This is a genomic window from Sutcliffiella sp. NC1 (genome assembly GCF_027594365.1).
Classification (GTDB): Bacteria; Bacillota; Bacilli; order Bacillales; family Bacillaceae_I; genus Sutcliffiella; species Sutcliffiella cohnii.
In genome coordinates, this window is the sequence record NZ_CP115153.1 from 1,093,533 (window position 1) to 1,115,880 (window position 22,348).

At 36.0% G+C, this 22,348-nt stretch carries 21 protein-coding genes and 1 riboswitch; of the genes, 11 read left to right on the forward strand and 10 right to left on the reverse strand.

The genetic code is table 11. The features are described from left to right. The first annotated feature begins 4 nt into the window (after positions 1 to 4). The 7 genes from thiD to O1A01_RS05565 all read left to right on the forward strand — a co-directional run bounded on the left by thiD (position 5) and on the right by O1A01_RS05565 (position 6,096). Positions 5 to 808, forward strand: a complete 804-nt coding sequence (thiD, locus tag O1A01_RS05535; RefSeq protein ID WP_066417179.1) for a bifunctional hydroxymethylpyrimidine kinase/phosphomethylpyrimidine kinase — start codon at positions 5 to 7, stop codon at positions 806 to 808. Further along, entirely contained in the window at positions 805 to 1,437 is a 633-nt protein-coding gene (gene thiE / locus O1A01_RS05540) for a thiamine phosphate synthase (RefSeq protein WP_270065763.1), read from the forward strand. Before thiD ends, thiE begins: the two co-directional genes overlap by 4 nt. 303 nt (positions 1,438 to 1,740) lie before the next feature. Beyond that, on the forward strand, positions 1,741 to 2,718 hold the full coding sequence (locus O1A01_RS05545; RefSeq protein ID WP_270065764.1) for an aldo/keto reductase: 978 nt from the start codon (positions 1,741 to 1,743) through the stop codon (positions 2,716 to 2,718). A gap of 112 nt (positions 2,719 to 2,830) precedes the next feature. Further along, positions 2,831 to 3,790, forward strand: coding sequence for a glycine-rich domain-containing protein (locus tag O1A01_RS05550; RefSeq protein WP_270065765.1), 960 nt, complete (start codon positions 2,831 to 2,833; stop codon positions 3,788 to 3,790). A gap of 22 nt (positions 3,791 to 3,812) precedes the next feature. Next, positions 3,813 to 4,394: a GNAT family N-acetyltransferase gene (locus tag O1A01_RS05555; RefSeq protein ID WP_270065766.1), complete on the forward strand. Its 582-nt coding sequence runs from the start codon at positions 3,813 to 3,815 to the stop codon at positions 4,392 to 4,394. A gap of 36 nt (positions 4,395 to 4,430) precedes the next feature. Beyond that, positions 4,431 to 4,608, forward strand: a riboswitch (cobalamin riboswitch). 173 nt (positions 4,609 to 4,781) lie between these two features. Next, positions 4,782 to 5,267 carry an acyl-CoA thioesterase gene (locus tag O1A01_RS05560; protein WP_066417167.1) on the forward strand — a complete coding sequence of 162 codons (486 nt, stop codon included), beginning with the start codon at positions 4,782 to 4,784 and terminating at the stop codon, positions 5,265 to 5,267. A 388-nt stretch (positions 5,268 to 5,655) separates the two neighbouring features. Then, on the forward strand, positions 5,656 to 6,096 hold the full coding sequence (locus O1A01_RS05565; RefSeq protein WP_066417164.1) for an NUDIX domain-containing protein: 441 nt from the start codon (positions 5,656 to 5,658) through the stop codon (positions 6,094 to 6,096). A 261-nt stretch (positions 6,097 to 6,357) separates the two neighbouring features. Here O1A01_RS05565 and O1A01_RS05570 read toward each other — a convergent pair whose 3' ends face one another. After that, positions 6,358 to 7,368: a S66 family peptidase gene (locus O1A01_RS05570; RefSeq protein ID WP_066417162.1), complete on the reverse strand. Its 1,011-nt coding sequence runs from the start codon at positions 7,366 to 7,368 to the stop codon at positions 6,358 to 6,360. Positions 7,369 to 7,936: 568 nt separating this feature from the next. Between O1A01_RS05570 and O1A01_RS05575 the strand changes: the two genes are divergently transcribed. The 3 genes from O1A01_RS05575 (at position 7,937) to O1A01_RS05585 (ending at position 13,132) form a co-directional block, all read left to right on the forward strand. Then, entirely contained in the window at positions 7,937 to 9,688 is a 1,752-nt protein-coding gene (locus O1A01_RS05575) for an ABC transporter ATP-binding protein (protein WP_270065767.1), read from the forward strand. Positions 9,689 to 9,693: 5 nt separating this feature from the next. Further along, entirely contained in the window at positions 9,694 to 11,709 is a 2,016-nt protein-coding gene (locus O1A01_RS05580) for an ABC transporter ATP-binding protein (RefSeq protein WP_094366270.1), read from the forward strand. 121 nt (positions 11,710 to 11,830) lie between these two features. After that, complete coding sequence (locus O1A01_RS05585) at positions 11,831 to 13,132, forward strand: hemolysin family protein (protein ID WP_066417155.1); 1,302 nt, start codon at positions 11,831 to 11,833, stop codon at positions 13,130 to 13,132. A gap of 200 nt (positions 13,133 to 13,332) precedes the next feature. Here the strand turns inward: O1A01_RS05585 and O1A01_RS05590 are convergent, their stop codons facing one another. Further along, on the reverse strand, positions 13,333 to 13,548 hold the full coding sequence (locus tag O1A01_RS05590; RefSeq protein WP_066417152.1) for an alpha/beta-type small acid-soluble spore protein: 216 nt from the start codon (positions 13,546 to 13,548) through the stop codon (positions 13,333 to 13,335). 332 nt (positions 13,549 to 13,880) lie between these two features. Here O1A01_RS05590 and O1A01_RS05595 point away from each other — a divergent pair, with 332 nt between their 5' ends. Further along, a complete protein-coding gene (locus O1A01_RS05595) occupies positions 13,881 to 14,123 on the forward strand; it encodes a hypothetical protein (protein WP_066417150.1) in 243 nt (80 codons plus the stop codon). A gap of 52 nt (positions 14,124 to 14,175) precedes the next feature. Here the strand turns inward: O1A01_RS05595 and O1A01_RS05600 are convergent, their stop codons facing one another. From O1A01_RS05600 to O1A01_RS05635, 8 genes are all read right to left on the reverse strand, one after another. Continuing rightward, on the reverse strand, positions 14,176 to 15,282 hold the full coding sequence (locus O1A01_RS05600) for an ABC transporter ATP-binding protein (protein ID WP_066417148.1): 1,107 nt from the start codon (positions 15,280 to 15,282) through the stop codon (positions 14,176 to 14,178). Positions 15,283 to 15,396: 114 nt separating this feature from the next. Further along, positions 15,397 to 16,323, reverse strand: a complete 927-nt coding sequence (locus O1A01_RS05605) for a PucR family transcriptional regulator (RefSeq protein ID WP_066417146.1) — start codon at positions 16,321 to 16,323, stop codon at positions 15,397 to 15,399. Between the two features lie 85 nt (positions 16,324 to 16,408). Continuing rightward, a complete protein-coding gene (locus O1A01_RS05610) occupies positions 16,409 to 16,588 on the reverse strand; it encodes a hypothetical protein (protein WP_270065768.1) in 180 nt (59 codons plus the stop codon). Between the two features lie 51 nt (positions 16,589 to 16,639). Further along, entirely contained in the window at positions 16,640 to 16,852 is a 213-nt protein-coding gene (locus O1A01_RS05615) for a DUF5342 family protein (protein ID WP_066417137.1), read from the reverse strand. Positions 16,853 to 17,235: 383 nt separating this feature from the next. Beyond that, positions 17,236 to 18,492 carry a YheC/YheD family protein gene (locus O1A01_RS05620; protein ID WP_066419208.1) on the reverse strand — a complete coding sequence of 419 codons (1,257 nt, stop codon included), beginning with the start codon at positions 18,490 to 18,492 and terminating at the stop codon, positions 17,236 to 17,238. Further along, positions 18,489 to 19,847, reverse strand: a complete 1,359-nt coding sequence (locus O1A01_RS05625) for a YheC/YheD family endospore coat-associated protein (protein ID WP_066419205.1) — start codon at positions 19,845 to 19,847, stop codon at positions 18,489 to 18,491. The genes O1A01_RS05620 and O1A01_RS05625 overlap by 4 nt, the downstream gene beginning before the upstream one ends. Continuing rightward, positions 19,844 to 20,899 carry a YheC/YheD family endospore coat-associated protein gene (locus O1A01_RS05630; protein ID WP_066419202.1) on the reverse strand — a complete coding sequence of 352 codons (1,056 nt, stop codon included), beginning with the start codon at positions 20,897 to 20,899 and terminating at the stop codon, positions 19,844 to 19,846. The genes O1A01_RS05625 and O1A01_RS05630 overlap by 4 nt, the downstream gene beginning before the upstream one ends. Next, positions 20,900 to 22,279, reverse strand: coding sequence for a YheC/YheD family endospore coat-associated protein (locus tag O1A01_RS05635; protein WP_066419199.1), 1,380 nt, complete (start codon positions 22,277 to 22,279; stop codon positions 20,900 to 20,902). Positions 22,280 to 22,348 lie beyond the last annotated feature (69 nt).

Below are 22,348 nucleotides of genomic sequence, written 5' to 3' on the forward strand. Positions count from 1 at the left end.
GACTGTGGTGAAAAAAGCGTTAACAATCGCTGGCTCTGATAGTGGTGGCGGAGCAGGTATCCAAGCAGATTTAAAAACTTTTCAAGAATTAAATGTTTACGGGATGTCGGCAATTACAGCAATAACAGCACAAAATACGTTAGGTGTACAAGGTGTTTATGCCCTTCCGCTTGAAGCCGTAATAGAGCAAATGAATTCTATTGAGGCTGATTTACGTCCGGATGCCCTTAAAACGGGAATGTTGTTTAATAGCGAGCTAATTGAAGCAGTGGCAAACAATATTAGGGAGTTTAATTGGGGCAACGTTGTAATCGATCCGGTCATGATTGCGAAAGGTGGAGCAAAGCTTTTACAACAAGAGGCAATCAATTCTTTACGTGAAACATTAATTCCTCTAGCAACTGTTATTACTCCAAATATCCCAGAAGCAGAAGTAATTACAGAGTTGTCCCTACACACAATCGAGGCTAGAAAAAAAGCAGCAAAAGTTCTTCATAAACTTGGTGCCGATTACGTTGTAGTGAAAGGTGGCCACGGCGAAGAAGAGGAACTAGTGGACTTATTATTTGATGGCCAAAGCTTTGTAGAGTTAAAGAGTACGAGAATTTCTACTCGTCATACTCATGGAACAGGTTGTACGTTTGCGGCCGCTATAACTGCTGAATTAGCTAAAGGAAAGACCGTTGAACAAGCAGTAAAAGTAGCAAAAGATTTTATCCATGCTGCAATAAAAGATGAATTAGGAATTGGCAGTGGACACGGTCCTACGAATCATTGGGCATATCGAAACGCGGCGGTGCACTCATGAACATCTTAAGAAAACATATGCAAGTATATTTTGTGATGGGTAGTAACAATTGTGATCGTAACCCGGAAGTTGTGCTGAAAGAGGCATTAGAAGCAGGTGTAACATGTTTTCAATATCGAGAAAAAGGCGAAGGAGCTAAACTTGGTATTGAAAAGTTAGAGCTGGGTACAAGATTAAAAGAGTTGTGTAACGAGTATGAAGTGCCATTTATCGTAAATGATGATGTAGAACTAGCGATACAACTCGATGCCGACGGTGTACATATCGGCCAAGAGGACGGTAACATTACGTCCATTCGGGAAAAGATAGGGAATGAAAAAATAGTCGGTGTTTCTACACATAATGTGGAAGAGGCCTTAAGGGCGGTAGAACTTGGTGCTGACTACATCGGCGTAGGACCGATGTACTTTACTTCAACAAAGAAAGATATTGAAGAAGTGAAAGGACCATCTGTCATAACTGCCATTCGTGAAGCAGGTGTTACCCTTCCAATCGTCGGCATTGGTGGAATTAACATTTCCAATGCAAAAGAAGTGGTGGAAGCTGGAGCGGATGGTGTCGCAGTCATATCGGCCATATCAAAAGCGGAAAATGCGGAGGAAACAGTTATAAAACTACAAAGAGGTTGAGACAAAACTAATATAATCATGATAAAAAAACGAACAATCGCTGAACTAGCGGAGGAAATATACGTGGACTCCAGCGGGAGGCTCACCAGCCGCCCGCGGAAAGCGAAGTATATTTCCGGAGCGGGTTATTTCCAAACTACTTTATTTGTTCGTCTTTTACTTTAATAAAAATAGTTATGTCCCAAGCTCTTTATTTTGTTATGTTTCATATTCGAGAGGCACTAAAAGGAAAATAACTATTTGCTTCCCCACCATTTATTTCTTACAATATTAATATCTTTTAAAAAGTAAGGATGATTAGTTATGAGAACAATGCCGTTACAAAAAAGAAATATTACAAACAGTAGATTAGTATTAGGATGCATGGGATTTGGTGGAGGCTGGGACAATTCGCCGTTTTCATCAGAAGAAGTGTTAAAAGCGGAGAAAGCGGTAGAGGCGGCATTATCTTCAGGAATTACGATGTTTGATCATGCTGATATTTATACGAGAGGAAAAGCAGAAAAGGTTTTCGGTGAAGTGTTGAAAAACAATAGAAGCCTACGTGAGCAAATGGTCATTCAAAGTAAATGTGCCATTCGGTTCGAAGATGATGCTGGGCCAGGTCGATATGACTTTTCAAAAGAGCATATTATAAACTCTGTCGATGGTATTCTTGCAAGATTGAACATTGAACAATTAGATATTTTACTATTACATAGACCAGATCCATTGATGGAACCAGAAGTAGTGGCAGAAACGTTTGAACTTCTGAAAAAAGAAGGGAAAGTACAACACTTCGGTGTTTCCAACATGAATAAAGCACAAGTAGCACTTCTGCAAACGTATACAAACGAATCTATCATCGTAAATCAATTAGAAATGAGTTTGCGCAAATTAGACTGGGTGGACCAAGGTGTATTAGTAAACCAACACGAAGGGACTTCAGCCCATTTCACAGATGGATTTTTAGAATATAGTATGGAAAAAGATATACAAATCCAAGCGTGGTCTCCATTAGGAAAAGGTGTCTTCACCGGTCGAGAGGAAGAAATTAAAACAGAAGCAGAAAGAAATACAGCGGCGTTAGTAGCTAGAATGGCGGAAGAACTAGAAACAACAAGGGAAGCTATCGTACTAGGCTGGTTAATGCGCCATCCTGCAATGATTCAACCTGTCATCGGTACGACAAATCCAGACCGCATTGTAGCTTGTCAAGACGCTGTACCTGTTTCAGAAAAAATGACGAGAGAACAATGGTATAACTTGTACGTTACTTCTAGAGGTAGAAGATTACCATAATGGAAAGCATCCTTTTTAAAGGATGCTTTTTTAATATTATGTATTATTTAATAAATGAAACTTTTAAACGTTTCATATCGTATTAATAAAAAGAATAAAGGGGGGAGATAAGATGGAAACAGTTGTTATTTTTATTTTAATTTTATTCGTTGTCGTATTAGCCTTAGTAGGTATTTTTAGAAAAACAAAGCCCGCCAAAAACTTAAAAAAGGAAAATATACCGGAAAACTTAGGAGCTATTGAAAACACCTCAATTCAACCATTAATTTCCCAGTTAGAGTTAGCACTTCCTGATGAGTATATAAATCAAGTAAAGCAACGGTTTTTACAACAAAACGCGAAAGTTTCAGAAGACGAATTAGAATGGCGTATTTTTGAACTGAAACGGTTTTTTATTTTAACGGGAGTGTTAAAAACTGTTCCGATGTATAGTGAAGAAGTAGATGATGTTTGGCATGAAATGTTGATGTTTACGCAAGCCTATCAAAATTTTTCAGAAAAATTTAATGGCAGTATGTTACATCATAAACCAAATGTACAAGGTGGAGGGAACCCTGATGAGCGTGCGTTCTTTGATTGGGTATTCTCGCAATTGTTTGAAGTTACAACATATAGCTGGTCGACTTGGGGAGACTTCTTTAAGAGCCCACTAAATCCAGCATTAATTACCGAATTTAAATACAAGGATAAGGAATACTTGAAAAATAAATATTTCAAAATTACAGAGGAATCAAATCAGATTGTAGATTACTTAATAACTAGGCTAAAAGAACAATCCCATCAAGCAGATGAAATGCATAAACGAAACGAAAAAGGAGCATTCACAAAACAACAGCAATACGGTGATTTTTCCAGTACTTCTTTAATTATGGTGTTTTATTCAATCTATTACTATGACCAATATTGGTTAATGGCAAAGGCTTATTTGTACTCATCTGCTTCGAATTCTAGTAGTGGATGTACAAGTGCTGTTTTTTGCGGATCTGCAACTAGTAGCGATAAAAATAGTGGTGGAGATAGCAGTTGCTCCAGCGGCGACGCAAGCTGTGGCGGCGGAGGATGTTCCTCATAAAATAATATAACGGAGTGAATCTATGTTAAAAATAGTTGGAGAAAAAATTATTCTTAGGTCGGTACAAAAAGAAGATATACAAACTCTTTGGAAGTTAAGATATGTAGAAGAGAACCCAGAGTTTAAAAAGTGGGATGCACCATACTTTCCACTAGTCCGAGTGGAATATGAAGACTTTTATAATCGGATGATAGGTCAGTTAGAATCGGGTTATGATTCCGAAATGATTATAGAAGTAGATGGGAAAATTATTGGCACCGTTGTTTACTATTGGGAGCACGAACCTTCCCGATGGATGGAGGTAGGTATTATCATCTATCTCCCTGACTATTGGAATGGTGGATATGGAACGGAGGCCATTAAGTTATGGGTCACTCATCTGTTTAAACAATTTCCTACACTAGTTAGATTAGGATATACTTCATGGTCAGGAAACCATCGGATGGTGAGTGTTGGGAAAAAACTTGGAATGATAGAAGAAGCTAGAATTAGAAAAGCTCGTATTGTAAACGATCAGTACTATGATTCTGTAAAACTCGGAGTACTTAGAGAAGAATGGCAAACATTGCATGGTGAACAAGTTGGCAGAATAGTAAATTTGTAATAAACTACTAATAGTAATAAGTATTTCAATTCAATAAAACATACCAATAATAATGGTGTCAGTTTAGACTTAATAGGGAATCTGGTCCAAATCCAGAACTGTACCCGCAACTGTAGGTGCCGACGAAATAAGTATAGCCACTGTCATTCGACGGGAAGGACTTAAAGTAGGAAGAAGCACGAGTCAGGAGACCTGCCATTATGATGAACGATCGTCTTCTTCGGGAGTTAGGAAGGTTGGATAATGGTGCGCAATTATTAGAAAATAGAGCTCTATTTGTCTAGTTTTATTTTCTTTGCCTATTAATCCATCCTCATATTAGAGTGATGGATTTTTTATTTTCCAACCACTTTCTTGTAGAAGCTAAAAACAAAAGAGAGTGGGAGAATGATGGGAAAAATATCAACAAATGTATCTAGAACTGTACAAACGAAACTAGTTTTACCCCCAGATACGAATCATTTAGGAACAATTTTTGGAGGAGTTGTTTTATCGTATATTGATGAAATAGCCGCTATAGCAGCGATGAAACATAGTAACAAGGTGGTCGTGACAGCTTCGATTGATACAGTGAATTTTTTATCTTCAGCAAAAGTAGGAGATATATTAACGTTAGAAGCAGTTGTTATATCTACTGGAAGAACGTCAATGGAAGTGTATGTAAAAGTGGAGTGTCATCAGTTTGAAACAGGTGAAACAAAACTTACAACAACATCCCTTTTAACAATGGTTGCAATTGATAGCGAAGGTAAACCAGTCCCAGTTCCAGGCGTAATCCCTGAAACGGAAAAAGAAATCCAGTTACTGAAGGAAGCAACAATTAGAAGAGAAAAAAGGTTGTTAGAGAACAAGTGGTCAAATGAGAAAATATAGTAATGAAAAAACGTGGTTGCTGATCCGCTTTTTTAGTGAATCGTAATAGTATACATATCTTTTAGCATACAAATAACACCGAATGAACATCTTGACTATGATTAAATTTGTGTGAATTAGGGTGCTATTTTTTTGTGAAAGTTATTGTATGAACGAAAAGCTTCTTTCATCTTCTAAGTAATAGTTGTAAAATAAATATGAACTTGAAAATTGTAGCTAGGGTTCCGCTATCTAGTAGGTCTGTGACCGAGGGCTACATCTTTTACCATAACGTAAAAGGCACCTATTGACATAAAAGGTCCGAGGGGAAAGGTTCAGCGTATTTGCTTTTGCGTTGAAATCCTTATCCCCTCGGACCTTTTTTATTATTTTAAGGGAGGTTTATTAAATGAAAAGAATTGATGAATTAAAAGCAGGTGTAGCAGTTATTATTTTGAATGGGGAAAAACAAGTTTTGTTACAGAAAAGAGCTGATGTAAAGCTATGGGGTATTCCTTCAGGACATATAGAAATTGGAGAAACAGTTTCTGAAGCAGCTATTAGAGAAGTAAAAGAGGAAACTAACTTAGATATAAAAATAAAAAAACTTATTGGTGTGTACTCTGAGCCTAATTCACAGGTGTTTGCATATCCAAATGGTAAAGTAGTACATTTTATAACAACTTGTTTTCTTGCTGAAATTACAGGCGGAGAACTTAGACGTAATTCTGATGAATCACTTGAAATAAAATTTTTCAGTCCAGATAATTTACCGCAAGATTTATTGAAAATGCATCCCCGATGGTTAAAGGATGCTCTTTCTAATAGGGAAATGGCGTTCATTCGTTAATTAATAGAGATTTATACTAACTGCTAATAAAAATTTTAAACCCTTATTAGGATAACAAACTTAAAAGTCCTAAAAGTCAGTCTCAACTGGACTTTTAGGACAGCACCATTTAGTCTGCTAAATGTTTTTCTAACTAGTTGTTATTTAAGCTACGACATCGTAAGTTATTTCGGCTTTCTCCACGGTATAAAAATACTTAGCTAATACACTCCACCCTTTAGAACTCTTTGATAAATAAAATCCCGATGTTGATAAATTATATTATATAAACTTTTGTATAATCGTTCCTTTTCCTTCTTTAACTTCTACTTCCGCCATCGCTCCATTAATTAACGTTACTTGAGGAGGAACATGCCCGCAATCTATGTCATACACAACCGGTACTTCCAGTTCAGAAGCTATCTCTTCATATACATCCTCAACCGTATACCCGTCCACTGGTTCATTTGCTGGACTTCTTCCGAATAAAACTCCTGAACAATTATTAAACCAACCTGCTAATTTCATTTGAACTATCGACCTTCTTAAGTCTGTTGTCGAAAGCTCACAGTTTTCGAAGTACCAAAGAATCGGTTCGCCGTTTGTGAATTGTTCTTGAAATGCTTTCACATCGCCAAAAGGTGTACCAATTAAGTGGCGAATAACATCTACACACCCACCAAGTATTCTACCTTTCACGGTTACATCTTTACCGTTCACTGTTTTCCATTCCGTTTTTTCGGTTAAATGAAAAATGTGAGGAGTAGGGTTGCCGTGTTGCCACTGTTTTTGGAAAAGCTCTGATGAATGTTGAATTACTGCTTCTCCAGCTTTTGTTTGTAGCACTTGTTTCCACATGGCGGTTGTTTCGTCGGAATATTCTCCTCGTAAATCTACTAAGTTAGTGCCGTGTGCCGTTGCAATCCCTGTTTTTAATGTCGTTGCTAATAACAAAACACTTGTATCGGAATATCCGAGTATCCATTTTCGCTTCATTTTTACGAAATCAACATACGGCAGTATTTCAATCAACAATTGCCCGCCCCATGGTGGGATGATCGTATCGATTCCATCGTCTTGCAACATGGCATTTAATTCATCTGCTCTCACCTTAGCTGGTGCAGACTTTGCTTTATGTTGGGTTTTTACTGTTTTTCCGAACCTCACAGTAAATCCTTCTGATTCTAGTCTTTTTTGTGCCTGATCCAACAAAGAATGTAAAACTTCTTGCACACCAGAAGATGGTGCTGTGACTCCAATAGTAGCCCCTTCACGTAAATGTGGATAAAACATGGAAAATTCCCCCTTGAGCTTTTTACGATTTTAACAAGGAAAGAGTATTTGGGCAATATATAATTTAAAATATTTTTAAAATTAGTAATTGACAATAACTTGTCCACGGTGTTATTGTGGAAAAGTGGAATTTACTACTAATTAAAAAATGGAGAAAGGGAGGTACACGAACATGAAAAAATCTATTGTATTAAACGTAATGAATGACAAACTTAATAAAATTCGTGACCTGTCCTCATCTAGCTCTCCGTTGTAAACACAAGGGAGTACTATCATCATTTCAAATTACCTATTTTAGCACAGGTCACGCTAACAGAACGTGACGTGTGCTTTTTATATGTTTTAATATCGGCATACCGACTTTCGTTCGGTGTGTCTTTTTTTGTCTTCATCTACATCCTTTTTTTACCAACAAAGCCTTTCGAGCTTTTTGGATATATTTAAAACAAATTTAGGAGGAGAGCATTATGCAAAATTTATTTGTTATTAGACTTATGTATGAAGGAACGGCAGATTCAGGGTAGCGAATACAAAATGGTCGACTGTTCGATCAAGGGGGTAAGATAGTATGTTATCAGTACTTACAAAACTTAGTTGGTTTTTTAAACAATATTGGAAGCGATATACAATAGCGATATGTTTACTAATTGTCGTCGGGATTTTAGAAGTAATCCCGCCAAGAATGATTGGGCATGCGATCGATGAAATTCATGTTGGCACTTTAACTTCTGAAAAATTAATTCAGTATGTAGGCTTTTTATTTTTACTAGCACTTGTTATTTATGGGATTACGTATATGTGGAGCTATAAATTATTCGGGGGTTCCTTTTTAGTCGAGAGGTTATTAAGAAGAAGTTTAATGGGACATTTGTTGAAAATGACACCAACCTTCTATGAAAAGAATAAAACTGGTGATTTAATGGCACGCTCAACAAATGACTTGCGCGCAATCTCTATAACAGCTGGTTTTGGTGTATTAACATTAGTTGATTCGAGTGTGTATATGTTAATTATCCTTTGTACAATGGGCTTTTTAATTAGCTGGAAGCTCACACTTGCAGCAATTATCCCATTGCCGATAATGGCACTAGCGATGAATATTTACGGGAAAAAAATTCACAAACGGTTCACTGAAGCACAAGATTCATTCGGTGAAATGAACGATAAAGTGCTAGAGTCGATCGCAGGAGTGCGTGTAATTCGTGCTTACGTGCAAGAGCGTGCGGACCAAAGCCGTTTTCACAATATGACGGACGATGTGTTTAAGAAAAATTTGAAAGTAGCAGTGATTGATTCGTTATTTGACCCGACGATAAAACTGTTAGTAGGTGCCAGCTATTTAATCGGACTTGGATACGGGGCATATTTAGTTTTCCATCAACAAATTACAATCGGTCAGCTAGTTGCTTTTAACGTCTATTTAGGAATGATGATTTGGCCAATGTTTGCTATTGGAGAATTAATTAACGTTATGCAGCGAGGAAATGCTTCATTAAATCGAGTGAATGAAACTCTAGCTTATAAATCGGACGTTTATGATGCCGAGCAACCGATAACGGAAATTGCTCCAACTGAGATTGAATTCGAAAACGTAACTTTTCAATATCCGTCTGGAACTAATCCGAGTTTAAATGGTGTTTCGTTTCATTTAAGAAAAGGAGAAACGTTAGGTGTCGTTGGGAAAACAGGTAGTGGTAAATCGACGTTAGTGAAGCAATTGTTGAGAGAATACAAACTCGGTGAGGGTAAAATATTTATTGCCGGTACACCACTTGAAAAAATATCATTGCATACTATTCAGGGCTGGATTGGCTATGTACCGCAAGATCATATTTTATTTTCAAGAACAGTTCAAGAAAATATTTTATTCGGTAAAGAAACTGCAACTGAAGTTGATTTACAAAAAGCGATACAACTTTCTGCTTTTGAAAAAGATTTAGAAATGTTACCAGATGGATTACAAACACTTGTCGGAGAAAAAGGTGTTTCGTTATCAGGTGGACAAAAACAACGTATTTCGATTGCTCGGGCGTTAATTGCCGACCCTGAAATATTAATTTTAGATGATTCCCTATCAGCAGTAGATGCAAAAACAGAAGCAAAAATTATTGAAAATATTAGAAAAGAACGAAACGAAAAAACGACGATTATTACAACACATCGCCTATCAGCAGTACAACATGCTGATTGGATTGTCGTGCTAGATGACGGTAAAGTTGTAGAAGCTGGTTTACATGACCAGCTGATGGCACATGGTGGCTGGTATAAAGAGCAATACGAGCGCCAGCAAGTGTCTGAAGGAAGTGAGGTGGTATCATGAAAAAAATAAAAGCTGGAAAGCGTTTATTTCAATATGCACTAACGCAAAAGAAAATTATTATTATAGCGCTTCTCATGTTATCCGTTGCGGTTGCAACAGAATTAACAGGTCCTTTTATTGCCAAAAGAATTATCGATCAGCACATAATGGGAATCGAAAAAGAATGGGTATTAGTAGAGGAAAAAACAACGGATAGTGTTGAATACAACGGCCAATACTTTTTGAGAGAAGACAGGGCTACAGAAAGTATGCCAGATAACCGGAGTAAAATTCTTCAAATTGGTAGAGAGTTTTATTTCATTCCACAATCCGTTACGTTAGAAGGAGAAAGGTCAGTAGAGGATGGGAAAGTAGTGATCGCTAGAGGAGATGAGCGAGTAGAGTATGAGGCGACACATCTTTCTAGTGACGAATTATTATCATTTTACAATCCAGAAGTAAAATATATCATTTATTTAGTTTTACTCTATTTTGGGTTACTTGTCGTCTCGGCATTTTTTCAATACGGGCAAAGCTATTATTTACAATCATCAGCGAACCGAATTATTCAAAAAATGCGTGAGGATGTGTTTGGGCAAATTCAAAAATTGCCAATTTCCTACTTTGATCACCTACCAGCAGGAAAAGTTGTTTCTCGCATTACAAATGATACCGAAACGATAAAAGAATTATATGTAACAGTGCTGGCAACTTTCTTCTCGAGTATTATTTATATTACCGGTATTTACATTGCCCTATTTTTACTCGATGTAAATCTAGCTGCGATTACGTTATTATTACTGCCGATTTTAGTGATTTGGTTTTACGTATATCGAAAAATTGCCTCTGTATATAATCATAAAATTCGTTCGCTCCTTAGCGATATTAATGGATATATTAATGAATCTATTTCAGGGATGCGAATTATTCAAGCGTTTCGTCGTCAAAAGCGGACGAAAGAGGAGTTTGAAAACTTAAATGAACAATATTTTACGTTTCAAAATAAGTTATTAAGCTTAAATTCATTAACCTCTCATAATTTAGTTGGAGTGTTAAGAAATATCGCTTTCGTTGCACTGATTTGGTACTTTGGCGGTGCTTCGCTTCAAATTGGAACAGTGTTATCACTAGGGGTTCTATATGCATTTGTTGATTATTTAGGAAGAATGTTCGGACCCATTTCAGGGATGGCAAATCAATTAGCAAACTTAGAAACAGCGCGTGTGTCCGCGGTTCGAGTATTTGAATTGATGGATGAAGTCGGTGTTGACGTTTCCGATGAAAAATATCCTCGTTACGACGGAAATGTATCGTTCGAGCATGTGTCATTCGGTTATAAAGAGAACGAATATGTTTTAAAGGATATTGATTTCACTGCTAATAAAGGAGAAACAGTAGCGCTTGTAGGACATACAGGAAGTGGGAAAAGTTCCATAATGAACTTATTGTTCCGCTTTTATGATATACAAGAAGGAACGATAAAAATTGACGGTATTGATATTGCTTCGTTACCAAAGCAAGCAGTAAGACAGCATATGGGGATCGTGCTTCAAGATCCATTTCTTTTCTCAGGCACAATTGAATCGAATGTAAGTTTAGAGGATCCGACAATTACGAGAGAAAAAGTGGAAAAAGCATTACAAGATGTCGGAGCGATGGAGTTTATCTCTAAGTTACCGAAAGGATTAGACGAACCTGTTTTAGAAAAAGGTAGCACATTATCTTCTGGTCAACGTCAATTAATTTCCTTCGCCCGGGCACTTGCATTTAACCCAGCTATTCTTATTCTAGATGAAGCGACTGCAAGCATTGATACAGAAACAGAAGCCGTTATTCAACAAGCTCTAGAAGTATTGAAAAAAGGCAGAACAACATTCATTATTGCCCACCGACTTTCGACTATTAAAAATGCAGACCAAATTTTAGTGTTAGATCGAGGAGCAATTGTGGAACGAGGTAATCATGAAGAGCTAATGGCTCGAAAAGGAATTTATTATCAAATGTACGAATTACAAAAAGGGAAAAATCATTTAGCAGGATAAGGAGACAGGGCGTGATTAATTATTGCGCCCTGTTTTCATTTGGTTAAACTCTTTTCATAGGGAACCTTTCTTTTGGAAAGCATAAAAGGAGAATATTAAACCAAAATGGAGGGGAACTCCTTTGGAAGAATTATCTACGGGATTGATACTAACGTTAGTTCTATTAATAATGTTATCTGCATTTTTTTCATCAGCAGAAACAGCTTTTTCTAGTGTCAATAAAATACGATTACGGAATTATGAAGAATCTGGCCGAAAAGGGAGTAAAAAAGCACTTTACATTGTTGACAACTTTGACCGTTCATTATCAACGATATTAATTGGAAATAATCTCGTTAATATTGCTGCTACTTCCATTTCGACAAAGGTCGCAACAGATTTATTTGGGGCAGGGGCAGGTATTTTAATTTCAACCCTTGTGATGACAGTGCTCATTTTAATTTTTGGAGAAATATTACCAAAGTCATTAGCTAAAGAGTACGCAGAACCATATTCCCTAAAAATATCAGGAATTTTACTTTTCCTAATGAAGTTATTCGCACCGATTACGATAATGTTTGTTTATTTAAGACGTTTTGTAAGTAAGTTGTTTAAAGGGGGAAATAATGATACTCCATCCGTTACAGAAGAAGAAATTAAAGTAATGGTAGATATTAGTCAAGAAGAAGGCGTTCTAAATTACAACGAAAAAGAGTTAGTGTATCGGTCGTTAGAGTTTGATGATATAACAGTAGGAGAAATTTTGAAACCTCGAATAGATATCGTTGCTGTTGAAGTGAATCAACCGTTAGAGGAAATTAGAGATGTCTTTTTAGAAGAAAGATATTCAAGGATTCCTGTTTATGAGGACCATATTGATAATATTATCGGGATACTTTCAGAAAGAGAGTTTTTAAGTAATCTCATTCAAACCGAACATGTAAAAATACAAGAGCTATTAAGAACTCCTGTTTTTGTAGTGGAAACGATGAAAATTGCGACACTATTACCTCAGTTACAAAAAAATAAAGTGCATATGGCAATTGTTGTTGATGAGTTTGGAGGAACTGCTGGCTTAGTCACACTTGAAGATATTCTTGAAGAATTGGTTGGGGAAATATGGGACGAGCATGATGAGAAGGTACGTGATTTTATAAAAATAAATAACTGTAAATATGAATTTAATGCAGACATTCCTTTAGAAGATTTCTATGAAGAAATGGGTATGGACTATGACAAAATGAACCAGTCAAGCCATACATTAGGTGGTTGGCTATTCGAAAACTTTGATCGAATTCCAACAATTGGTGAACAATTTACCTTCGAGCATATAACACTAACTATACATGAAGTAGAAGGAAGACGAATCAGAAAAGTTTTAGTAGAAATATCGGACGAAAATGTTCCATGTGATGAGGAAGAAGAGAATTTGAACGACGAATAAAAAGTGCCTAGCACTCCGTAATGTGAAAATCGCATTTGGTGCGCTAGGCCTTTTTTTGCTTTTTGCTAATGCCACATAAAATGATCAGTTAAAAAGGAAACTAATGTAGCCTTAACTAAATCTCTTAGTAATGAAAAGTAAAAGGGAAAGAGGCACCTTTTAAAAGGTGCCTCTTCATAGCCATTAGTATTAAATTTTTATTAGAAGCTGCCGCCACCTAATTGTTGCTCAGCCATTTGTACTAAACGTTTTGTAATTTCTCCACCTACAGAACCGTTAGCACGTGATGTAGTGTCTGCTCCAAGATTTACACCAAACTCAGAAGCGATCTCATACTTCATTTGATCGATTGCTGCTTGAGCTCCAGGTGCTACTAATTGATTTGACGAATTACTTCTAGATGATTGATTTGCCATGTTTGATTCATCTCCTCGTAATTTTTTAATATGGTTGGACCAGCTGGAATCGCACCAGCATTTGCACTAAGTTGTGCTGCCTTCTCGGCTTGGTCCAATGTAATAAGTTGTTTGTGAAAGTTGTTGTTTGCTTGATGTTAATTGTATTATTAGAGTTTTGTAATCTTCTTATTCAAAAAAATATAAGGAAATTAGTGGAATTTATTTAAATGTAAATAGACTAAGGATGCAGTAAGGAAAAAAATAAATACTTACATGGATAAACGTAAAAAGGACGAGGAAAATAAGAATATATAGTAACGATAGGTACTTACCTATATTGGAGGGGTAACATGGCAATTTGTCCATTATGCAATGGCTTTCAAACTATATCCTATCCATGTAATAAATGTGGAACAATGATGGAAGACACAGGCAAACTTAGTGATTATTTTGATGACTATAGTGCTTACATGGAAATAGATTTAATGAAATTAGAGGATGGCTTTAATCATTCTTTTGAAAATGGAGATTGTCTTCATTTAATGCAATGTCCAGCTTGTATGACAGATATAGTTATTACTATTAATGAATAAGGAAAAGACTGTTCTTTACGTATGCAAAGAACAGTCTTATGATTCAAGTATATTACGCTTTAGAACGAATACGTAGTTCAGATTCTACATCGAAGAAGTGTGCTTTGTTCATATCTAGTGCAAGTTCAATTTTTTGTTGAGGTTTAATATCTGTACGAGAGTCAACACGTGCAACAAATTCTTGACCTTCAATTTGTGAATAAAGCATTGATTCTGCTCCAAGTAGTTCTGCCACTTCGATTTCTGCAGTAATTTTTGTTCCAGGAGAAGCGTCTATAAATACAGGCTCGTCATGAATATCTTCTGGACGAATACCAAGAATGATCTCTTTTCCAACGTAACCTTGATCACGAAGCATTTTCATTTTTCCTTCTGGAACAGTAATAGATTGTGATCCAATCGTAGCTGTACCATCAGCTAATTTAGCCGTAAAGAAGTTCATAGCCGGTGAACCGATAAATCCACCAACAAAGACGTTTTCAGGGTTTTCGTAAACTTCTTTCGGAGAACCAACTTGTTGAATAAGACCATCTTTCATTACAACAAGACGAGTAGCCATTGTCATTGCTTCTGTTTGGTCATGTGTTACGTAAATAGTAGTTGTTTTTAAACGTTGGTGAAGTTTAGAAATTTCTGCACGCATTTGAACACGTAGTTTCGCGTCTAAGTTAGATAAAGGCTCATCCATTAAGAAAACTTTTGCATCACGAACAATTGCACGACCTAGCGCAACACGTTGACGCTGTCCGCCGGATAGAGCTTTCGGCTTACGGTCTAAATATGTTTCTAATCCAAGAATAGCTGCTGCCTCTTTTACGCGACGATCAATTTCTTCTTTTGGAAATTTACGAAGCTTTAATCCGAATGCCATATTATCATAAACACTCATATGTGGATAAAGCGCATAGTTTTGGAATACCATCGCGATATCACGGTCTTTTGGAGCCACTTCATTCATTAGCTTTCCATCGATGAAGAATTCTCCTTTTGAAATTTCTTCAAGACCAGCAATCATACGAAGTGTTGTAGATTTACCACACCCAGATGGACCTACGAATACGATAAACTCTTTATCTTGAATGTGTAAGTTGAAATCGGAAACTGCTGTAACGTCTCCCTCATATATTTTATAAATATTTTCTAATTTAATTTCAGCCATTTTAATAGCCCCCTCGTAATTGAAATCGTTTTCTTTCTAAATAAAGTCTACTAAATGTAACCGGATACAACAATGTACAACTTGCACAAAAAATGGGTAACTGCTTTGTGCAAGTTACCCACCATTTCGGTCCGCTTCTATTAATAGTATTGCAAGGTAAGCTAAAAACGCACCTTGAAAGTTTTTTATATCAAGTCCTGTTTTTTCAATAAATTTATCGATTCTATATTGAACACTATTTCGATGCAAGTATAGTTTTTTGGCAGTTAAAGAAACGTTTAAATTATTTTCGATAAAAACTTTAACGTTTTGCAATAAATCATCCTCTTCCATCGGAAAGGAGTGGAGAAAAGAATCTCTCATTAGTTGTAAAATGTTGTCATCTAATTGATCTATTAATAAGTAAGGCATCGTTTCTTCTAATGAATAGATAGACTGTTTTTTGTTATAAGTCAACGCGATTTGGAAGCATGTTTCTTCTAGTTGAAAAAACTGAGTCGTTTTTTCAGAAAATGGATGAAAACTACCTACGAATAGCCTTAAGTTTTCGTAAAAATCACTCGCTGTTGTTTCAATTATATTTATAAAATCAACATCTTCTTCTGTAGACGTATCTCTCTCAATAATGACTCCTGATTGATGACTTGTCCAAATTATTTCAATACTTGGTTCGAAAAAAGCACCCATCGCTTCCTTCCAATTTTTCTTTAGCTGAAATGGTTTTGAAAAACGGAATTGGATAAAACGAAACATGTCATTTTCACTAAATAATAGCTCTTGTTCCATTAATTCCACATCCATTTCATTACGATTATATAAGAAGGAATGCCACCATTTTTCTAATTCAGATAAATGAAATGGCTTTTCACTAACAGGCTCCATAAACGTATGTAATAATTGCAATTCTCTTGGGGCGATGCTTGCTTTTAATATGCCGATATATTGATCGTTGTAACAGAACCAATTGTATTGTTCAAAATTCATCGGTTCGTCCGTTATAAGTAGTTGGTCTTTATATAGTTGTTGAAGGGAACGTAACATAAAACGGATCCTTTCTATCTCAGAGTAATACTTATATTATATCAGTTGCTCAAGAAGAAATAAAAAACTAGTGGTGTTGTAACCACTAGTTTTCATTTGGTTCGTCTTCTTTCGGTAATTCACGTGCTTCTTCAATGTTTGTATATTCTTCTCTTTCGAAAACGGAACCACCAGCAAGGCCTTCATTTATCATCCGGTCGATGTCTACGTAGTATTGGTCGCGTCCTTCGTATTGTGATGAATTTTTGTCTTTTTTATTTTTCAAAAGAAAAAGCCTCCTTCCATACTGTTAGTATGTACAGGAAGTTTTTGTGTATTATTCGTAAACGTGAAATAGCATTAATTCGTGTATTTGTTTTTTTAGTTCGTCTTCGATTTTTTCGGTAAAGGAATGTTCTGTTTGCCATTCTATTTCACCGTTTTTATGGTAAATTGCTTTATGAGGTTGTTGTTGATAATAGAAGGAGATTTTCCATCCTGGTAGTTGTTTGTTTTCAAATAATGGTTCATATGTGAAGTGTGTAATCATTTTTGTTGTCTCCTTTTTTAAGATGCTACTTGGAAAAATAAGATAAAGTTAAAGTTAGTCCGTTCCTCTTCGCTACGGACATTTGCTTTCCGCGGGCGTGGCTTGAGCCTCCTCCTCGCTACGCTCGTGCGGGGTCTCAAGGCTCACGCTACTCCCGCAGGACAAGGAAGGCTTCGGCAGCATTACATCGCACGAAGAAAATGCGATAGCATTTTCGAGGAGTCAAATGTCCTTCGCTCCGATTCACTCACGGTTTTAAACATAATCACTACAATCACAATTTTCAGTAGAACTGGCCTATTTTCAAACTTCATGGTTAAATAATTCTCTTTCACGGTGGGTAACTTGAAAATAGTCATGTTGGTTAGGTTAGTCTGTTCTACTTACGGTAATCGATTTGTTTTTACTTTTACTATTTCTTTTATTAATATAGAATTTTTTTGGTTGTTTCTTTTTTTATTTTCGACAAATGTTTTATGATTCCTCCATGGAAAGGAGGTGAAGTTGTAAAAAGTGTGTATTAAGTTTTCGGTACCTTTTTGTTTTATGATTGGTTCATCGAAGTCCATCGGTTTTGAATTTAATTCGTAAATGTAGTAATGGCCAGTTGGAGTGATTCCGATATCGGCAGAAAACTCTCCAACGAACGAAATTTTTTTAGTTAAAAGTTTTCCGCAATTATTCATTAAAGCTTGTAAGAGGGGGGAGTCGATTGTGATAGGCAATTCGTTCAATGTACCAACCATTCCTCCATTTGGTACATGTGTTGTAATTTGTTGGCCATGTGATACTCTAACGCCTGTGCCGCTAATTTCGTAATTTCCATCAATAAAATGAACGAATAGTCGTAAGTCAAACTTATTTCCGTGCCAACGCTGTGAAGGAATTGTTTCTTGAATGATACAGTCGTTTGTATGCTTTTTTAAAAAATCCCAAGCCTCTTTAACATTGTAAAATACGAACTTTTTTTCGACTGTTTGGATTATAATGTTTTCTCTTTCCTTCTCAACTAAAAAAATCCCCGCTCCTTTCGAACTTTCTCTTTCTTTCACATAAAAGGAAGAGTAGGTATTTAAATACTCATTAAAATTGGAATCTGTTAATAACAACGTTTTTGGGAGGTGCTTTTCAAGCAAATTATCTTGGCTTAATACAGAATAAAGTTCCCATTTATCGAAAAACTGTCGATTAAAAAAGGGGGTAGTATACATTTCACTTAATAACTTAAGTTTGTGTTCGTCATCTCGTAACAGACGATTATAAAAAGCGTCAGGGACTAAATCATTTATTGATATCCAATGATTAGTTGAAGGGATATAACAATAGCCGGAAAGGTTTCCGCGTAATAATTGATCGATTGGAAAACAGACGGAAAATCCGCCCAACTCAAAAAGTTTGCGCTGGATTCGATTGAAAAGCGGGATGTTACCATAAAACTTATTCTGTTTATTGCTTACTAGTATTCCAATTACAGGGCCAACTTTTTGACCTTTCCTTCGAACGTGAAAAGGGAGGCAATCTTTCAATGATTGTCTCCTGTCGAACCGTACAGATTTATTTTTTTCACCTATAGAAAAAACTGTTTCAGATGGGAGGGTGTGAAACCATTCGTTATTCTTTAAATCGTAAAAGATTTTCATGATTCCACAACCTGTAAAGAATGTAGGGATTGTTCTGTTAAATATAAAGCATATTGTAAAGGTAATTTTCTCGTTTCTAATTCTTCTGTTCGTAGTTTAGAAAGGTGAAAAATAGAACGGCCAGGCTTTGAGTTTGCCTCAAAAAGCCAAATCTTTTTCTCTTTATCTATCCCAAAATCAAAACCAATTTCACCAATATACCCTTTCATTTGTCGATCTAACGACATACTAAGTTGTATAGCTGCTGTTTCTAATAACCGCTTAGTTTCGACAAACTCTTGATCATCTTTACATATATCATCTAGAACTCGAACGATCCCACCACTATTTAAATGTGTCGTAATACTTCCTTTTCCACTTAACTTACCAGCGATGGCGCTTACGACCCAATCCCCATTTTCATTCTTATTCGTATGAACGCGGAAATCTACTGGTGTGTCGTTAATCCTCCATAACGCAATCCCTTGCTGGACAATATATTGGTTTAAATCCTTTCCAGCTAAAATGCGTCCTAGCAACTTTTCTAGCGAAGAAAATCGTTGGAGTCGATTTTGCATTTTTTCATCTTTATAACGACAATAATAATAATTTTCTTCGCGATGATAGACAATCTTATAAACACCTAATCCGAGACTACCGTTAGAAGGCTTTAAAAAAACAAACGGGTACCGAGATAACATCTCTTCTAATAACGTAATAGAAATTTTTGAATGTGTTTCAGGCAAATAATGAGAGATGTTTTCTTCTAACGAAAGCTTTTGGTGAACTTCCCATTTGTTAAAGAATCCAGGGTTAAACCAAGGGATAAGATACTGTTGTTGTAAGCGTTCTTTTGTTTCTTTAAGTAAAGAGTGGTTTTCCGTCTTTCTATTTGGCAGTCGGTCATATATAACATGTGGGAAGGGAAGCTCTTGTTGACACCAGCCTTTATCGGTAAACAGAAAACCATCAATAACCCCTTCGTCCCACTTAATATGTTTCGGACCGAAAAGAAACATAAATGCCCCAACTTTTCTATCAGCTGAAAGAAGTTTAGAGAAAAATAACGATCTCTCTCCAATTGGGCGAACGAGTGAACTCGTGAATCCTGCAGTATATACTCCGACTAAAGGTCCGACATGTATTGTGTTTTCGTAAATAAAAAAGTGTATTTTGTTTTCATACGGAATTTTTAGATGCTGAAAGACATCTTCGGAAATTAATAACATTGGACCGTTATGGTACGTTATATTAACCTTTAATGTAATGGTTCCGAATGAAATAAAATCAATTTTTTTATGGTTAAATGTTTCTGGAACAGAAATCGTTTTTTCGTTTAGTTGTTTTGATACTTTTAAGGTAGATAATACCTTCATCGATTTTTCCTCCATTCTTTCAATTGATCAAGATAGAGTACATATTTAGTTGGTGCCTCATACACTTTTTCTTTTTGCTCCTCTGTGGATGTTTCCATAATTTTATGCCCAGGCTTAGAATTTATATCTAAAATGTATGGGCAATAATCAGGAGAAATTCCGATATCAATTCCGAGTTCAAACAAGGGAAGAAATTGCTTTTCAATACATAATGGTAATTGATGGATTATTTCTTGAATCGATTGCTCAAAAAAAGGAGGAATATCTAAACGCCAATCTTCATATGCGATAACGCTGCCACCACTTCCAATGTTAGAAGTGAAAGTATGTTGTTTTCCTTTTCGAATAACTCGCTTTCTTTCTTCCCACTTGCCATTTTCATTTTTTTGAAGCAAAATACGCAGATCGAACGGATGATTTAGTTCATCTTGTAACGGTAAAAATGGTTGAATAATATACTCTTTCTTTTCTTGAAAAATCCATGCTAATAAAGCTTCATGTGTCATAAAATCTTTCGTTATTTCGTCACCATTATTTACTAAAGTAGCTCTAATATGAAGGAATGAATCGTGAAGTTTTATAATTCCGTTCCCTTGTAGCCCATCTACAGGCTTTAATAAAATCGTTTTATATTGTTTTAGCGAGGAAAAAATAGTATCCTCCGTCGCTTTTGTAGTGAATGGAAAATAAGGCTGTAACGTTGAAACCTTCATAGCTGCCTGAAAAACTTCCCATTTGTTTGGTAACCCGTTTCCTATAAAGGTTATTTTTCGTTTCTCTTTTAACCATTTTACCCTTGCTTTGTAAGCTTTTGTTCTTTTCGTTGCATAGTAACATTGGTCGTATACATAGTTCGGAAGAGAGAATGTCGTTGGCACCCATGTGCCGCATTCATATTTATAACCAGTAACCGAATCAACGGAAGTCAGTGTTAGATTCTTTGGTGTTAAGTGATATACAGTTACACCTAATTTCTCTGCATGTTGGGCGATATGAGTGAAATATTTACTTTTAACTGGAGAAGTGAAAGCTAGAATGCAAAAAGCTGTCATTTATTCGACTCTCCCTTCTTTCGTTGTTTCATGAACAAGATATAAACAATATAATATGATAGCCTTTGCAGATGGTCGAATAGCTGTTGTTTGTTCATCACCGTCTACATTTTTAGAAGGCTTCGTATTTACTTCGATAATCCAAGGTTTACCATCTATATCAATAGCGAGGTCAATTCCAAGTTCTGCATACATTCCGGTTGCTACACTTGAAATTTCATAAGCTACGTCAATCGCTAAAGATCTCATATGTTTTTGCAAATGTTTTATCTCTTCTTTAGAAAAGGAGGCACGTAATGCTTGTTGTACGGTAGACAATTGACCGCCCTGGGCAATGTTTGAGACAAACTGGCCGGGCTTCGAGATACGTGAAACAGATGAAGTGATTTTCCAACGATCATTTTCCGTTCGATGACATAGGTACCGAAAATCAACAGGTTTGCCTTCTACTTGAAACAGCGGAATTCCTTTTTGAATAAGATAGTCTCTTCTTGTTACATAAGGTGAAAGTCTGTTGATGACTTCTTTTGCTGTGTTTAAATAATGTTTCTTTTCTTGTTGAAAGGAAGAGTGCGAAACAATAAAACTTTCATCCTCTTTTTCAATCTTTAAAATATGCTTTCCTTGACTCCCGTTAATTGGTTTTAAGAAGATAACTTCTTCTCTCTCTAACCAATTTATTATCGTTTCTTTATTATACAATTCTGTTTCGGGTAAATATGGTTTTAAATGTTCTGCTTCTTGTAAATGGTAATATACAGTCCATTTATCTAAAAACGATTCATTAAAGTACGGCACATTCCAGTCTTTCAACTGTTCTGTAAACGATAAAAAAACGTTACTCTTTTCGTTCTTCCTTTTATGAAGTCGGTTGTGTATGATATGAGGGAAAGGTAGCGTATGTTTTATCCATTCGTTATTAGTGAACACATAACCTTCGAGCGATGGTGCAGCTAATGATTGTGGTAATGTAAAGACGTAAAAAAAGGCACCAACTTCTTCCGAGTACTTCGTAAGCTCTATACTAAATTGAGAAATCGATTTTAAATCAATTGGCTCTTCCTCTAAAATCTCTGTCATTAATGCAATAATCGGTCCAATTGATATTGTATTAGTAGTAGAATTGTATGTGAGGAAAAACGTTCGTTCTTCGTTTAATAAATATAGCTGATCTAATGATTGTTGCCCTATCTTAACAAAGGCTTCCTCTCCTTTCATTATTACGAGAGGTACTGTCAATGTATTCCGACTACATTGTACTTGTATGAAGGGCAGTTCAAACGGTATGTTTAAAGTGGTAGCGAGTTTTTCACTTAAATAAATTGTGGATGTATCATTGTGATGAGCGTATGGAATGATTCTTCCGACTACGTATTTCATAAACGTCCCTCATTTTCTCTTTGTATAAAAGTAGTGAATGGTTTAAAAAAATAGGCAAATGCTTATAAA